Annotated in this window: 14 protein-coding genes; 7 read left to right on the top strand and 7 right to left on the bottom strand. The window is 71.3% G+C overall.

Annotation, left to right across the window (positions count from 1 at the left end):
* Positions 1–17: 17 nt before the first annotated feature.
* Positions 18–1,922 (bottom strand): ABC transporter ATP-binding protein, encoded by a 1,905-nt coding sequence (locus ABD355_RS14290; RefSeq protein ID WP_344401214.1) that lies wholly within the window; start codon positions 1,920–1,922, stop codon positions 18–20.
* Positions 1,923–1,997: 75 nt separating this feature from the next.
* Here ABD355_RS14290 and ABD355_RS14285 point away from each other — a divergent pair, with 75 nt between their 5' ends.
* On the top strand, positions 1,998–3,077 hold the full coding sequence (locus tag ABD355_RS14285) for a lysylphosphatidylglycerol synthase transmembrane domain-containing protein (protein ID WP_425585735.1): 1,080 nt from the start codon (positions 1,998–2,000) through the stop codon (positions 3,075–3,077).
* Between the two features lie 15 nt (positions 3,078–3,092).
* Here the strand turns inward: ABD355_RS14285 and ABD355_RS14280 are convergent, their stop codons facing one another.
* On the bottom strand, positions 3,093–3,809 hold the full coding sequence (locus ABD355_RS14280; protein WP_344400624.1) for an SDR family oxidoreductase: 717 nt from the start codon (positions 3,807–3,809) through the stop codon (positions 3,093–3,095).
* Between the two features lie 104 nt (positions 3,810–3,913).
* Between ABD355_RS14280 and ABD355_RS14275 the strand changes: the two genes are divergently transcribed.
* Both ABD355_RS14275 and ABD355_RS14270 read left to right on the top strand, forming a co-directional pair.
* Positions 3,914–4,684 carry a crotonase/enoyl-CoA hydratase family protein gene (locus tag ABD355_RS14275; RefSeq protein ID WP_344400622.1) on the top strand — a complete coding sequence of 257 codons (771 nt, stop codon included), beginning with the start codon at positions 3,914–3,916 and terminating at the stop codon, positions 4,682–4,684.
* Positions 4,685–4,825: 141 nt separating this feature from the next.
* The gene (locus ABD355_RS14270; protein WP_344400621.1) at positions 4,826–5,932 is read left to right on the top strand and encodes a mechanosensitive ion channel family protein; all 1,107 of its coding nucleotides are present in this window, start codon (positions 4,826–4,828) and stop codon (positions 5,930–5,932) included.
* A gap of 20 nt (positions 5,933–5,952) precedes the next feature.
* Here the strand turns inward: ABD355_RS14270 and ABD355_RS14265 are convergent, their stop codons facing one another.
* Entirely contained in the window at positions 5,953–7,512 is a 1,560-nt protein-coding gene (locus tag ABD355_RS14265; RefSeq protein WP_344400620.1) for a M1 family metallopeptidase, read from the bottom strand.
* 220 nt (positions 7,513–7,732) lie between these two features.
* On the opposite strand from ABD355_RS14265, the gene ABD355_RS14260 reads away from it, so the two are divergent.
* Complete coding sequence (locus tag ABD355_RS14260; protein ID WP_344400619.1) at positions 7,733–9,952, top strand: NADP-dependent isocitrate dehydrogenase; 2,220 nt, start codon at positions 7,733–7,735, stop codon at positions 9,950–9,952.
* A gap of 156 nt (positions 9,953–10,108) precedes the next feature.
* On the top strand, positions 10,109–10,408 hold the full coding sequence (locus tag ABD355_RS14255; RefSeq protein WP_344400618.1) for a hypothetical protein: 300 nt from the start codon (positions 10,109–10,111) through the stop codon (positions 10,406–10,408).
* Positions 10,409–10,434: 26 nt separating this feature from the next.
* On the opposite strand, the gene ABD355_RS14250 is transcribed toward ABD355_RS14255, so the two are convergent.
* Both ABD355_RS14250 and ABD355_RS14245 read right to left on the bottom strand, forming a co-directional pair.
* A complete protein-coding gene (locus ABD355_RS14250) occupies positions 10,435–10,701 on the bottom strand; it encodes a hypothetical protein (protein WP_344400617.1) in 267 nt (88 codons plus the stop codon).
* 37 nt (positions 10,702–10,738) lie between these two features.
* Complete coding sequence (locus ABD355_RS14245; RefSeq protein ID WP_344400616.1) at positions 10,739–11,080, bottom strand: DUF5713 family protein; 342 nt, start codon at positions 11,078–11,080, stop codon at positions 10,739–10,741.
* Positions 11,081–11,281: 201 nt separating this feature from the next.
* Between ABD355_RS14245 and ABD355_RS14240 the strand changes: the two genes are divergently transcribed.
* Positions 11,282–12,085 (top strand): N-formylglutamate amidohydrolase, encoded by an 804-nt coding sequence (locus ABD355_RS14240; RefSeq protein ID WP_344400615.1) that lies wholly within the window; start codon positions 11,282–11,284, stop codon positions 12,083–12,085.
* A gap of 73 nt (positions 12,086–12,158) precedes the next feature.
* Positions 12,159–13,379 (top strand): cytochrome P450, encoded by a 1,221-nt coding sequence (locus ABD355_RS14235; protein WP_344400614.1) that lies wholly within the window; start codon positions 12,159–12,161, stop codon positions 13,377–13,379.
* Positions 13,380–13,394: 15 nt separating this feature from the next.
* Here the strand turns inward: ABD355_RS14235 and ABD355_RS14230 are convergent, their stop codons facing one another.
* Positions 13,395–13,910: a hypothetical protein gene (locus ABD355_RS14230; RefSeq protein WP_344401213.1), complete on the bottom strand. Its 516-nt coding sequence runs from the start codon at positions 13,908–13,910 to the stop codon at positions 13,395–13,397.
* Positions 13,911–13,915: 5 nt separating this feature from the next.
* Positions 13,916–14,491 carry an RNA polymerase sigma factor gene (locus tag ABD355_RS14225; protein ID WP_030935456.1) on the bottom strand — a complete coding sequence of 192 codons (576 nt, stop codon included), beginning with the start codon at positions 14,489–14,491 and terminating at the stop codon, positions 13,916–13,918.
* Positions 14,492–14,519 lie beyond the last annotated feature (28 nt).

The raw sequence follows: 14,519 nt of genomic DNA, 5'->3' as shown, positions 1-14,519 counted from the left end.
CAGCGGCGTCGGCCCGTCTAGGCCACGGCCTCGCCCGCGGCAGCGATCCCGGTCACCTCCGCCGCGGCCCGCTCCTCGAACTGGGTCCGGTACAGCTCCGCGTAACGTCCACCTGCCGCCAGCAGTTCCTCGTGCGTGCCACGCTCCACGATCAGGCCGCCCTCGATCACCAGGATCACGTCCGCCGCCCGCACCGTGGACAGCCGGTGGGCGATCACGACCGCGGTGCGGCCCTCCAGCGCCTCGGTCAGCGCCTCCTGGACGGCGGCCTCCGAGGTGTTGTCGAGGTGGGCGGTGGCCTCGTCGAGGATGACCACGCGTTGGCGGGCCAGCAGCAGCCGGGCGATGGTCATGCGCTGGCGTTCACCGCCGGAGAGGCGGTAGCCGCGCTCGCCGACGACCGTGTCGAGACCGTCGGGCAGGGACCGTACGAGATCGTCCAGGCGGGAGCGGCGCAGGGCGTCCCACAGTTCGGCCTCGGTGGCGGTGGGGGCGGCGAGCAGGAGGTTGGCACGGACGGTGTCGTGGAAGAGGTGGCCGTCCTGGGTGACCATGCCGAGGGTGGCGCGCAGGGAGGCGGCGGTCAGGTCGCGGACGTCGCTGCCGCCGACGCGTACGGCGCCCCCGTCGACGTCGTACAGACGCGGAAGGAGGGCGGCGATCGTCGACTTGCCCGCACCGGAGGAACCGACCAGGGCGACCGTCTGGCCGGGTTCGGCGCGGAAGGAGATGCCGTGCAGGACCTCGGCGCCGCCCCGGGTGTCCAGACTCGCCACCTCCTCCAGGGAGGCCAGGGAGACCTTGTCGGCGGACGGGTAGGCGAAGCGGACGTCGTCGAACTCGACGGAGACCGGGCCGTCGGGCACGGTGTGCGCGTCCGGCTTCTCCTCGATGAGGGGCTTGAGGTCGAGCACCTCGAAGACCCGCTCGAAGCTGACCAGGGCGCTCATGACCTCGACGCGCGCCCCGGCGAGCGCGGTCAGCGGCGCGTACATGCGGGTCAGCAGCAGCGCCAGCGACACGACCGCGCCCGGCTCCAGGCTGCCGCGCAGCGCGAACCAGCCGCCGAGGCCGTAGACCAGGGCGAGGGCCAGGGAGGAGACCAGGGTCAGGGCGGTGATGAACACCGACTGGGCCGTCGCGGTGCGTACGCCGATCTCCGCGACCCGGCGGGCGCGGGCCGCGAACTCCACCGACTCCTCCTCCGGCCGCCCGAAGAGCTTGACGAGCGTGGCCCCCGGGGCGGAGAACCGCTCGGTCATCCGGGTGCCCATCGCCGCGTTGAGGGTGGCCGCCTCCCGCTGCATACGGGCCATCCGGCTGCCCATGCGCCGGGCGGGGACCACGAACGCCGGCAGCAGCACCAGCGCGAGCAGGGTGATCTGCCAGGACAGCGTCAGCATGACGGCGAGGGTGAGCAGCAGGGTGACCAGGTTGCTGACCACTCCGGACAGCGTGTTGCTGAACGCGCGCTGCGCGCCGATCACGTCGTTGTTGAGACGGGAGACCAGCGCTCCCGTACGTGTGCGTGTGAAGAACGCGACCGGCATCCGCTGCACATGATCGAACACAGCCGTGCGCAGATCGAGGATGAGTCCCTCCCCGAGCGTCGCCGAAAGCCTCCTGCCGAGGATGCCGAGGGCCGCCTCCGCGACCGCGATGAGCGCGATGAGCAGGGCCAGACGTACGACCGTGCCCTCGTCGTGACCCGACACGATCGCGTTCACGACACGCCCGGCCAGTACGGGCGTAGCGACGGCGAGCAGCGCGGTCACCACCCCGAGCAGCACGAACTGCGCCATGCGGGCGCGGTGCGGGCGGGCGAAGGCGGCGATACGACGCAGCGTGGCGCGCGCCAGGGGGCGCCGCTCCTGCTCGGCGTTCATGACACTGTGCAACTGCATCCAGGCGGTGGTCTCCATGCTCATGAGAGAGACCGTAGAACCTCAATCAACATTGAGGTCAATGTTTTCCTGACGTCCCCCGCGAAGGACCCGATGACCGTACGCAAGCCGCTGTCCCCGCTTCAGCCGCTGTCCCCGCTTCCGCAACCCGCCGTTGGCACGGCCTGGAAAGCCTCTTCGGATGTGACTGCGGTACACCTTCCCCAAGGGCCACTCCCCCAAGGACGATTCCCCCGGCGCGTCCCGGCCCGCGTGCTCCGGCAGATCCTGTGCCTGCTGCCGCTGCTGCTCGTGTCCGTCGTGGCAGTGCAGCACCGCTCGGTCCTCGTCGAGGGCTTCGCTCATCTGCGGTCCGCCGAGTGGCCCTGGCTGCTGGCGGCGGCCGGCGCCACCTGTCTGACCTGGGTGGCGGCCGCCTTCACCCGGCAGGGCGCGGTCGTCGACCGGCTGCCCAGGCGGCGGCTGCTCGCCACCCAGTTCGCGGCGGGCTCGGCCAACCACCTGCTGCCGACCGGCCTCGGCGCGGGCGCGGTCAACCTGCGGTTCATGACCGTGTGCGGCATCCCGCTCGCCCGCTCCTCGGCCGCGCTCGCCCTGTACCTGCTGGCGGAGACGGTCGCCCGGCTGAGCCTGCTGGCCGGGCTGCTGCTCGCCTTCCCGGGCGCGCTGCACTTCGGCACGCTGCTGCCCGACGGTGCGGTGGGCCCGCTGCTGCTCGCGGTCGCCGGGGTCGTGGTGCTGGCTTCGGCCGTCCTGGTTCTCGTACGACGGCTGCGTACGGCCGCCGTGTCCTTCCTGCGCACGGCACTGTGCGAACTGCGCTCGGTGCACGCCCGGCCGTCCCGGGCGCTCGCGCTGTGGGGCGGTTCGCTCGCCTTCCCCGCGCTGCAGGCGGCCGGGCTGGTCCTGGTCGGGCTGTCGCTGGGGCTGCCGGTGCCGCCCGTGCACATGGCCGTCGCCTATCTGGCGGCGACGGTCGCGGTCGCGCTGGTGCCGACCCCGGGCGGGCTCGGCTCGGTGGAGGCGGCGCTGGTCGTGGCGCTGGTGGCCGCGGGCGGCCCGGCGGCCGTGGCGACGGCGGTCGTGCTCGCCTACCGGATCATCACGGTGTGGCTGCCGCTGCTGCCGGGCGCACTGACGCTGGGCGCGCTGGTCCGGCTGAAGGTGATCTGAGCCGGCTCCCGGAGCTCACCAGGGAATCGGTTTCCCGTCCCGGAAGAACCCTCCGGTCGGCCCGTTGTCGGGCAGCGTGGCCGCCCACACGATCCCGGCGGCGCCCTCGGCGACGGGACGTCCGCCACGGCCGCCCATGTCGGTGGCGACCCAACCGGGACAGATCGCGTTGACGAGGATGCGCTGCCGGCGCAACTCACCGGCCAGTAGGCACGTCAGAGCATTGAGCGCGGCCTTGGAGACGCTGTAGGCGGGGGTGCCGCCGCTCATCGACTGCAGCGAACCGCCCTCGCTGCTCACCATCACCACCCGCGGATGCGGGCTGCGCTGCAACAGCGGCAGCAGCGCCTGGGTGACCCGCCAGGCACCGAACAGATTCGTGTCCAGGGCCCGTTGCACCTCACCGAGATCGGCCGACCGGGCCTGCGCCCAGGTGTCGTACAGGATCGCCGCGTTGCTGACGACCACGTCCACGCGCCCCAGCTTGTCGCCCACCCAGTCGGCCATGGCGGCCACGCTCGCCGCGTCGGAGACGTCGAGCTGCACCGCGCTCACCCGCTCGCCGCCCGGGTCGACGCGCACGGCGGCGGAGCGCCCCTTGGTGAGGTCGCGCGAGCCGAGCACCACGTGGTGCCCGCGGGCGGCGAGCTGCCGTACGACCTCATACCCGATGCCCCGGTTGGCGCCGGTCACGACGGCGACCGGCGGCGCGCCCGCATGCTCTGCTGCCATCAGGAACACTCCCTCTGTACGGTGATCCAGCCTCGCACAGCCGTTCCACGATCGCGCCGCCGGTCGCCGTCCGCACCGGCACTGTCGGAGAAAGGGGCCCCAGCATGCCGGTCCGTACCGAGCGCCAGGGACACGTCACCACCGTCGTCCTCTCCCGCCCCGAGGTCCGCAACGCGGTGGACGGTCCGACGGCCGCGGAACTCGTCGCCGCCTTCCGGGAGTTCGAGGCGGACGACCAGGCGCGGGTGGCGGTGCTGTGGGGCGAGGGCGGCACGTTCTGCGCGGGCGCCGACCTCAAGGCGCTCGGCACCGATCGCGGCAACCGGGTCACGGAGGACGGGGACGGTCCGATGGGTCCGACGCGGCTCCGGCTGTCCAAGCCGGTGATCGCCGCGGTCGCGGGGCATGCCGTGGCCGGCGGGCTGGAGCTGGCGCTCTGGTGCGATCTGCGGGTCGCCGAGGAGGACGCCGTCTTCGGCGTGTTCTGCCGCCGCTGGGGCGTTCCGCTGATCGACGGCGGCACGGTACGGCTGCCCCGGCTGATCGGGCAGAGCCGCGCCCTGGACATGATCCTCACCGGGCGGGCGGTACCGGCACGCGAGGCCTACGAGATGGGTCTCGCCAACCGCCTCGTCCCCACCGGCACGGCACGCCCCGCGGCGGAGACCCTGGCCACCGAGATCGCCCGCTTCCCACAGGCCTGCCTACGGGGCGACCGGGCATCGGTGCTGGAGCAGGACGGGCTGGACGAGCCGGCGGCGATGCGAGGCGAACTCCGCTACGGGATGCGGGTGTTGGCGGAGGGCCTGGAGGGGGCGGCACGGTTCGCGGCGGGGGCCGGGCGGGGCGGGTCGTTCACGGACGTGCGACGGTGACCTGAGCGTCCCGCTCTTCGGGTCGATCCGGCACATCGGGACGTCGTCCGAAACCGCACCGTCCCGTCGCCACCAGGCACGAACTCCTGTGCGGAATAGGGCAGGATGAGCGGCTGCACATCTCGAACTTGGAGGTAGCCGGTGAACCGAGCGCTCACCGTGGACGACCTGGTCATCGCCTCAGTCGCCTTGGCGGCGGGCCTGTTGGCCGCGTTCCTGCTGCGCATGCTGATGCGCTGGCTGGGCAAGCACGCCGACCGCACCCGCTGGAGCGGCGACGACGTCATCGTCGACGCGCTGCGCACGGTGGTGCCGTGGGCGGCGATCGTGGGCGGCGCGGCCTCCGCGGGAGCGGCGCTGCCGCTGACCAGGACGGTCCAGAACCACGTCAACCAGGTGCTGACGGTGGTGCTCATCTTCGTCGTCACGGTGTCGGCGGCCCGGGTGATCGCCGGTCTGGTGCGGGCCGTCACCACGTCCCGCTCCGGGGTCGCCGGGTCGGCCACGATCTTCGTGAACATCACCCGGGTGCTGGTCCTGGCCATCGGCTTCCTGGTGGTGCTGCAGACGCTGGGCATCTCGATCGCCCCGATGCTCACCGCCCTGGGCGTGGGCGGTCTGGCGGTCGCGCTGGCGCTGCAGGACACCCTCGCCAACCTCTTCGCGGGCATCCACATCCTCGCCTCGAAGACCGTGCAGCCCGGCGACTACATCCGGCTGAGCAGCGGCGAGGAGGGCTACGTCGAGGACATCAACTGGCGTCAGACGACCGTGCGCGCGCTCTCCAACAACCTGGTCGTCATCCCCAACGGACAGCTGGCGAAGACGAACATGACCAACTTCATGCGTCCCGAGCAGCGGCTGACCATCCTGGTCCAGGTCGGAGTCGCCTACGACAGCGACCTGGACCAGGTCGAGCGCGTGACCCTGGAGGTCATCGCCGAGGTGATGACCCAGGTCACCGGCGCGGTCCCGGACCACGAGCCGGCGATCCGCTTCCACACCTTCGGCGACTCCCGGATCGGCTTCACCGTCATCCTGGGCGTGGGCGAGTTCAGCGACCAGTTCCGGATCAAGCACGAGTTCATCAAGGCGCTGCACAAGCGCTACCGCGAGGAGGGCATCCGCATCCCGGCGCCCGCGCGGACGGTGGCGCTGCAGCAGGGGTCCGTGACCATCCCGCAACAGCGCGGCCCGCAGGGGGCGGTCGTCGAGACGGGCGAGGTGTCCGCCGCCCGCCTCGACTGAGACCCTCAGGGTCAGCGAGGTCAGAGCGTCGCTGAGTTCTCGTGCCAGTGCCCGCCGCGGCGGCTGTGCGGCGCGGCGAGCGCGGAGCTCACCGGCTTGACCGTCCAGTCCGGGTGACCGGGCATCCGCGGCGTCTTCGTACCGTAGAGCCAGTCCTTGAGGAAGCCGGACAGGTCCTGCCCGGAGACCTCCGAGGCGACGGCGATGTAGTCGTCCGTCGTCACCGAGGAGTTGCGGTACCGGTCCAGGAAGCACCGCTCGATGGCGTGGAAGACGTCCTCGCCGACGACCTGGCGCAGCGCGTACAGGACCAGGACGCCGCCGGTGTAGCGCTGGCTGTCGAAGAGGTTCACCGCGTTCGGTGCCGCGACCGGCCCCGAGTCGTGTCGCCACTGGTCGCCGACGCCGTAGGTGTACTTCATCCGGTCCTCGAACGTGCTGTAGCCGAGCGAGTCGGTCCAGCCGCGCTCGTAGCGGTACAGCAGTCCGTAGTAGTCGGCGTGGCCCTCGTTCAGCCACAGGTCGGCCCAGTTGGCGGGGCTGACGAGGTTGCCGAACCAGGAGTGGACCAGCTCGTGCATCATGTGCGAGCCGATCTTCTTCTCCTCCTGGAGCAGGAAGTTCGGCTTGTACAGGGTGAGGGTCTGGGTCTCCAGGCCGGTGAAGTCGAAGGCGTTGGGGTTGTCGGAGTTGCACGGCAGCAGCCCGTACGTCTCGAAGGGGAACGCCCCGAGCCGCTGCTCCAGCCAGTCGACCAGCCCGGGGGTGAGCGCCAGCGCCGGTTCCAGGGCGGCGGCCCGGGCGGTCGGCACGACGTCCCGCAGCGGCAGCCCGTGCGGGCCCTGCCGGTCCTTGACGACGTAGTCGCCGACGGTGATCTGCACCAGTTCGGTGGCCATCGGCTCGCGGGAGCGGTACGAGTACGCGGTGCGGCCGTCGGCGAGCGTCTCGGTGCCGGTGAGCAGACCGTTCGCGACGCCCCGCAGTCCGGCCGGGACGGTGACGCGGAAGGTGAAGTCCGCCTTGTCCGACGGGTGGTCGTTGCACGGGAAGACGGTGTGCGCCGAGTTCGGCTGCGGGCAGATCGCGAAGCCGTCCGGGGTGACGACCCAGGCGGTGTGCGCGAGGGTGCGGCTCGGGTCCGCGCCGTACTCGATGCACACCGTCGTCCGGGCTCCGGCGGGCAGCGGGCGGGCGGGCGTGATCCGCAGCTTCTCGTCCGCCTGCTCGAAGCCGGCGGTGCGGCCGCCGACGCGCACGGAGCGTATGTCCAGGCCGAGGGCGTCCAGCGAGAAGCGGCTGAGCGCCTGGGTGGCGGTGATCCTCAGGATGGCGGTGGCGTCGACGAGCTTGGTCGTCGGGTCATAGGAAACATCGAGGTGGTAGGCCGAGGCGCGGTAGCCGTCGTTGCCGAGGCTCGGGAAGACGGAGTCGCCGAGGCTCTCCGGGCCCGGCGTGCCGTCGTCATTCGGCGTGCGCCTGCCGTTCGGTGCGGCGGACGCCGTACCCCCCACGGTCAGTGCCGCGGCCGTGCCGATCAGGGCGGCCGCGGGGGCCGTCACTCTGCTGCGATATCTCATGGTCAGCTTTCGCTCTGGCGGCCGGGAGGTCAGCTCCGGCCGTCGACGATCAGATGCACGATCTCCTTCCAGGACCCGGGATCGGCCGCTTTGGTTGCACGGCGGCAGCGCGGATCGGGTTCCGGAGTGTGGGACGTGTGGCCGGACCCCTGTCGAGCCGACCTCGATCAGGAGATATCTTGATGTCGAGCAATGTTGCAGACGTGGAGCGGAGCACCCGGTGACTGACTCGACCATCTTCTATACGCACACTGACGAGGCCCCGGCCCTGGCGACGTATTCCTTCCTGCCGGTGGTCCAGGCGTACGCCTCGCAGGCGGGTGTCGCCGTGGAGACCCGTGACATCTCGCTGGCCGGGCGCATCATCGCCCTCTTCCCGGAGTACCTGACCGAGGACCAGCGGATCCCGGACGCCCTCCACGAGCTGGGCGAGCTGGCCAAGACGCCCGAGGCCAACATCATCAAGCTGCCGAACATCTCGGCGTCGATCCCGCAGCTGAAGGCCGCGATCGCCGAGCTGCAGGGCCAGGGCTACGCGCTGCCGAACTACCCGGACGACCCCAAGACCGACGAGGAGCGGGACATCCAGGCCCGCTACGACAAGGTCAAGGGCTCCGCCGTGAACCCGGTGCTGCGTGAGGGCAACTCCGACCGCCGCGCCCCCGCCTCGGTCAAGAACTACGCCAAGACCCACCCGCACCGCATGGGCGCCTGGACCCCCGAGTCCAAGACCAACGTGGCGACCATGGGCGAGAACGACTTCCGCTCCACCGAGAAGTCCACGGTGATCTCCGAGGCCGGTGCGCTGCGCATCGAGCTGCTCGGCGAGGACGGCACCACCACGGTGCTGCGCGAGTCCGTACCGGTGCTCGCGGGCGAGGTCGTCGACGCGTCCGTGATGCGCGCCGCCGCGCTCAACGAGTTCCTCGCCGCGCAGGTCGCCCGCGCCAAGGCCGAGGGCGTGCTGTTCTCCGTGCACCTCAAGGCCACGATGATGAAGGTCTCGGACCCGATCATCTTCGGTCATGTGGTGCGCGCCTTCTTCCCGAAGACGTTCGCGAAGTACGGCGAGACCCTCGCCGCGGCCGGCCTGTCCCCGAACGACGGCCTGGGCGGCATCTACAAGGGCCTGGAGGCCCTGCCCGAGGGCGCCGAGATCAAGGCGTCCTTCGACGCCGAGCTCGCCGAGGGCCCGGCGCTGGCCATGGTCGACTCCGACAAGGGCATCACCAACCTGCACGTGCCGTCCGACGTGATCGTCGACGCCTCGATGCCGGCCATGATCCGCACCTCCGGCCACATGTGGGGCCCCGACGGCCAGGAGGCCGACACCCTCGCGGTGCTGCCGGACTCCTCCTACTCCGGCGTCTACCAGGCCGTCATCGACGACTGCCGTGCCAACGGCGCCTACGACCCGGCCACCATGGGCTCGGTGCCCAACGTCGGCCTGATGGCGCAGAAGGCCGAGGAGTACGGCTCCCACGACAAGACCTTCGAGATCAAGACGGCCGGCACGGTCCGACTGGTCGACCAGGCCGGCAATGTCGTCCTGGAGCAGCCGGTCGCGGTCGGCGACATCTTCCGCGCCTGCCAGACCAAGGACGCGCCGATCCGCGACTGGGTGAAGCTGGCCGTCACCCGCGCCCGCGCCACCGGCGACCCGGCGGTGTTCTGGCTGGACGAGACCCGCGGCCACGACGCCGTGATCATCGAGAAGGTCAAGCAGTACCTGCCGGAGCACGACACCGAGGGCCTGGACATCAAGATCCTCTCCCCGGTCGAGGCGACCAAGCTGTCCATCGAGCGCATCCGCCGCGGCGAGAACACCATCTCGGTGACCGGCAACGTGCTGCGTGACTACCTCACCGACCTCTTCCCCATCCTGGAGCTGGGCACCAGCGCCAAGATGCTGTCGGTCGTCCCGCTGATGGCGGGCGGCGGCCTGTTCGAGACGGGGGCCGGCGGCTCCGCGCCCAAGCACGTCCAGCAGCTGGTCAAGGAGAACTACCTGCGCTGGGACTCGCTGGGCGAGTTCTTCGCGCTGGTTCCGTCCCTGGAGCAGTACGCCACGGCCACCGGCAACACCCGCGCCAAGGTGCTGGCCGACACCCTCGACCGCGCCACGGCGACCTTCCTCAACGAGGACAAGTCCCCGACCCGTCGCGTCGGCGGCATCGACAACCGCGGCAGCCACTTCTACCTGTCCCTGTACTGGGCGCAGGAGCTGGCCGCGCAGAACGAGGACGCGGACCTGGCGAAGGCCTTCGCCCCGCTCGCCGAGACGCTCGCCGCCAACGAGCAGAAGATCGTCGACGAGCTGCTCGCCGTGCAGGGGCAGCCGGCCGACATCGGCGGCTACTACCAGCCGGACCCGGCCAAGGCCGCCGCGGTCATGCGCCCCTCGGCCACCTGGAACGAGGCGCTGGCGTCCCTGAGCTGACGCACCAGGCCCTGACGGCCCGTTCCTGACTCCGCCCCGGTCGGCACACTGCCCGGCCGGGGCGGAGCCGTGTCCCGAACGGCGTACCACGGCAGGTGACCGCTGTCCCGGCTCGGTGTACTGGGCAGGGGGAACCGGACAGAGGAGGCAAGTCATATGGCTGTTGTGTTGTCCATGACCTGGCCGGGGGTCACGCCCCAGCAGTACGACACCGTGCGGCAGCTGGTCGACTGGGAGCAGGACCAACCGGAGGGCGCCGTCCTGCACGTGGCCTGGTTCGACGGGGACGCCCTGCACGTCACCGACGTGTGGAACGCCCAGTCCGACTTCGAGCGGTTCTTCGCCGGCCGGCTGGCACCCGCCGTCAAGGAGGCCGGCATCATCGGCGAGCCGGAGTCCACGTTCGCACCGCTGCACCGGCGTTTCGTGGCGTCGGGGGTGAGCGGCGGCGGCTGACGGCAGGCGGGCCCGGCAGTCACCGGTCAGGGCAGCGCGATGGCCGGGGTGAACGGGACGTCCTCATGGACGGCGCCGACCCTCAGCACTCCGGCCTCGCGGTCCGCGGTGGCATCGAGCCGCAAGCGCCGCTGAGCCACTTCGCCGTACAGCGCGAGATCCTCGGCGGGCCGGATCATCGCCCAGGGGTCGGCGTTGGGGGCGACGGCTGCCGTCGGATCGATCTGCGGCAGGGTCAGCCCGTCCGGCCGTACGGCGTCCAGGAGTCGTGATCCGACGGTAGGCGACGGCACTGACACCGGACCGGGGCTGCGTCACTCCGCCGACGGCTCACCACTCACGGGTGGCGATCAGCTTCTCCGGGTCCGCGTCCTCGAAGCCGTAGGCCTGGGCGATGAACCAGAAGTCACCGCCGATCTCCTCCCGCGCCACGGTCTCGATCTCGCTGCCCGCCTCGTCGAACGCGGCCTCCAGGACGTTGAACTCCTCCGTGGCCGCCTGCGTCAGGGCATAGAGCGAGGCGAGGTCTGCGGGCCGCTCGGCCTCGATGCGTTCGCACAGGCCCAGCAGGATCGCCTTGCCGCGGTCCAGCACCTGGTCGGGAAAGTAGTCGTCCTCGTACAGCACTTCCAGAAAGGCGTGCTCGATGACCTGCTGATTGGTGATGCGCATACTGCTCCCCCACCGGTGCTCGACGAACGAAGGTGAGCCACACCGTAAGCCCTCGGAGGCGTACGGATATCAGGCGGCGCCTCCCGGCGGGTACTGGCAGGCTGTGACCATGGAGTTCTTCTGCTATCACCGTGATCGATCCGAATCCCTGGTCCTGCGTGGGGAGTTGGCGGAGGCCCCCGGGGAATTCGGCGGGCGCCGATGAACTCCTGCGTACCGTCACCGTCCTACGCGTTGCTGCCCGGCGCGCCCGGCTCCCCCGTCATCCTGCATGTGCCGCACTCGGCGCGGGAGATTCCGGCCGAGGTGCGGGCGGGCATCGTGCTGGACGGGCCTGCGCTGGAGCGGGAGTTGGACCACATCACCGACGCGCACACCGCGGAGATCGCCGCGGTGGCGGCCGAGCTGGCTGAAGTTGCTCCCTGGCGGTTCGTGAACCGGCTGTCGCGGCTGGTGATCGATCCGGAGCGGTTTCCCGACGAGCGGGAGGAGATGCTCGCCGTCGGGATGGGCGCCGTGTACACACGGACCACGCACCGGGAGGCGCTGCGGGGCGAGGACACCGACCCCGCGCCGCTGATCGAGCGGTATTTTCGGCCGTATGCGCGGGCGATGACGGAGGCGGTGGCCGACCGGCTGGCCGCAACCGGGCGGGCCGTGATCGTCGACGTCCACTCCTACCCGAGCGCGCCGCTGCCCTACGAGCTGCACGGCGAGGGTCCGCGGCCGCCCGTCTGTCTGGGCACCGACTCCTTCCACACCCCGCGCGAGCTGCTGGCGGCGGTGCGGGAGGCGTTCGCGGGGTGCGGGGAGACGGGGCTGGACAGCCCGTTCAGCGGCACGTATGTGCCGCTGGAGTTCTACGGGAAGGACCAGCGGGTGAGCGCCCTGATGGTGGAGATCCGCCGGGACACGTACCTGACGGAGCCGGGCGGGCCAGCCGGGCCCGGGCTGACCCGGCTGGCGCGGGCGCTGGCCGCGCTCGTCGATGCCGTGACCGGCTGAGGCACGGGCCGCCGCCCTCCGGCTGGAGCACTCCCGCGCGACAGGTGCCCTGGCCGCGGTGAGGGTGGAGGGCATGACTGAGGAGACCACCACGCTGACGGAGCAGGTCCCGCCCCCGGTACGGGAGTGGCCCGCGCACGACCTGACCGGGACGGAGTTCGACCCGGTGCTCGCGGACCTCATGCGCGAGGGCCCGCTCACCCGCATCCGGCTGCCGCACGGCGAGGGCTGGGCGTGGCTGGCCACCCGCTACGAGGACGTGAAGCTGATCACCAACGATCCGCGGTTCAGCCGCACGGAGGTCACCCGCCGTCAGGTGACCCGGCTCGCCCCCAACTTCGCGCCCCGGCCGGGCTCGCTCGCCTGGGCCGACCAGCCGGACCACAACCGGCTGCGCAAACCGGTGGCCGGCGCCTTCACCGTGGGCGCGATGAAGCGGCTGCGGCCCCGCGCGCAGCAGATCCTCGACGAGCTCCTCGACGGGGTCCTGCGCGACGGGCCGCCGGCCGATCTCGTCGAGCGGGTCCTCGAACCCTTCCCGATCACCGTGGTCAGCGAGGTGATGGGGGTGCCCGCCGAGGACCGGGAACAGGTGCATGCCTGGACCCGGCAGATCATCTCCACCTCCGGCGGCTCCGAGGCCGCCGACCGCGCCAAGAACGGCATGTACGGGTGGATCAGGGACACCATCCGGGCGCGGGCGCACAGCACGGACGAGGACGTGTACGCGCTGCTCGGTGCGGCTGTGGGCCGCGGCGAGATCAGCGAGGAGGAGGCCGTGGGCCTGGCCGGGCCGCTGCAGATCGGCGGCGAGGCCGTCACCCACAACTGCGGGCAGATGCTGTTCCTGCTGCTCACCCGCCCGGAGTTGAGGGAGCGGATGCGGGAGCCGCAGGCACGCGGGCGGGTGCTGGACGAGCTGCTGCGCTACATCCCGCACCGCACCTCGGTCGGCCTGGCCCGCATCGCCCTGGAGGACGTCGAGCTGCACGGCCACCGCATCGGCGCCGGCGACCCGGTGTACGTCTCCTACCTGGCCGCCAACCGCGACCCGGACGTCTTCCCCGACCCGGACCGGATCGACCCCGACCGCGACCCCAACCCGCATGTGGCGTTCGGCAACGGAGCGCACTACTGCACGGGCGCCGTACTCGCCCGTCTGCAGACCGAACTGCTCGTCGACACGGTGCTGGAGCGGCTGCCGGGCCTGCGCCTCGCGGTCCCCGCCGACCAGGTCGTCTGGCGCCGCAAGACGATGATCCGCGGGCCGCAGACCCTGCCCGTCACCTGGTGAGGGCAGGGTCCCGCGTCAGGCCGTCACCCAGTCCGTGACGAGCACTCCCTCGCCGGTCCGCAGCCGTAGCGCGAAGGGGCCGACGGGGGGCTCGCCGTAGGTGAAGCGCCCCATGTCGTCGGTGGTGAGCGGCAAGCCGGCCTGCGGGCCGCTGAGCACCTCGATGCCGGCCGTCTGCGGCGGCAGCACCTGTCCCATCAGCCCCTGTGCGGTCAGTTCGACGTCGACGGTCACCCCGCCCGCGTGGAAGGTGAGCATGCGCGGCACGTCCGTCGCTCCCCTGACGGGGATGGCGTCCACCACCGAGTCGAAGGTCAGCTCGGCGATGCGGGCGTCGAGGTCGTGCAGCGCGAAGGCCTCGACGGCGATCTGCCGCAGTTGGGCCGGCACCGGGTCCAGGATGGCCGCGGCCCTGCGGAGTTCCTCCTCCACCAGGTCGTACGCCACCTCGTCGATGCCGTCGAAGTCTTCGATGTCGCCCAGTTCGTTGATGTCGTCGTCGTGGTCGGGTTCGTTGTTGGCGTGGTTCATGTCGGTCACACCGCTCCCCGTGCTTCCAGTCGTGCCCGCAGGCGCCGCAGACAGCGCTGGCGGAGCGGTCCGATGCTGCCCACGGCGATGCCCAGCGCCGCGGACACCTCCTGGTAGCTGGGCGGCGGCGAGGCCATCAGGACGCGCAACAGCTGCCTGCAGCGATCGCCGAGTTCCTCGAACTCCTGCCACAGGTGCCGGATGCGCTCGGTCTCGGCGGCCGCCTCCTCCAGGTCGAGGAACGACTGCTCGGGCGTACGGTCCTCACTGACCCGGTCCAGCAGTTGCGGATCGTCCGTAGGGGTCAGCCGCCTTAAGCTCTTGAGGACCTTCAGGGACTCGTGGCGCGCGGTACTGGCCAGCCACGACCCGGCCTTGTCGGGTTCGCGGATGCGCCCCAGGTGCTGGGCGAAGCGGAACCACACCGTCTGGTACACCTCGTGCGCGTCGGCGTCGGAGAGCCGGTGCGCGCGCACGACCGACCACACCAGTGGGCTCAGCCCCTCCACGAGCGCCTTCCAGGCCGCCGCGTCGCCGTCGACGGCGGACTGGACCAACGCGCCGACATCTGCTCGGTCCACAGCCCCACCCCTCGTGTACGGCAAGTCA

It is taken from the genome of Streptomyces longisporus (assembly GCF_039532765.1).
GTDB lineage: Bacteria > Actinomycetota > Actinomycetes > Streptomycetales > Streptomycetaceae > Streptomyces > Streptomyces longisporus.
This window is presented reverse-complemented; position numbering and strand designations above follow the sequence as displayed.

Coding starts and splice junctions, on each gene's coding strand:
- ABD355_RS14235 (WP_344400614.1), top strand. CDS start 12,159: ATGACTGAGGAGACCACCACGCTGACGGAGCAGGTCCCGCCCCCGGTA.
- ABD355_RS14230 (WP_344401213.1), bottom strand. CDS start 13,910: ATGAACCACGCCAACAACGAACCCGACCACGACGACGACATCAACGAA.
- ABD355_RS14285 (WP_425585735.1), top strand. CDS start 1,998: ATGACCGTACGCAAGCCGCTGTCCCCGCTTCAGCCGCTGTCCCCGCTT.
- ABD355_RS14290 (WP_344401214.1), bottom strand. CDS start 1,922: ATGGAGACCACCGCCTGGATGCAGTTGCACAGTGTCATGAACGCCGAG.
- ABD355_RS14275 (WP_344400622.1), top strand. CDS start 3,914: ATGCCGGTCCGTACCGAGCGCCAGGGACACGTCACCACCGTCGTCCTC.
- ABD355_RS14265 (WP_344400620.1), bottom strand. CDS start 7,512: ATGAGATATCGCAGCAGAGTGACGGCCCCCGCGGCCGCCCTGATCGGC.
- ABD355_RS14245 (WP_344400616.1), bottom strand. CDS start 11,080: ATGCGCATCACCAATCAGCAGGTCATCGAGCACGCCTTTCTGGAAGTG.
- ABD355_RS14280 (WP_344400624.1), bottom strand. CDS start 3,809: ATGGCAGCAGAGCATGCGGGCGCGCCGCCGGTCGCCGTCGTGACCGGC.
- ABD355_RS14240 (WP_344400615.1), top strand. CDS start 11,282: ATGAACTCCTGCGTACCGTCACCGTCCTACGCGTTGCTGCCCGGCGCG.
- ABD355_RS14255 (WP_344400618.1), top strand. CDS start 10,109: ATGGCTGTTGTGTTGTCCATGACCTGGCCGGGGGTCACGCCCCAGCAG.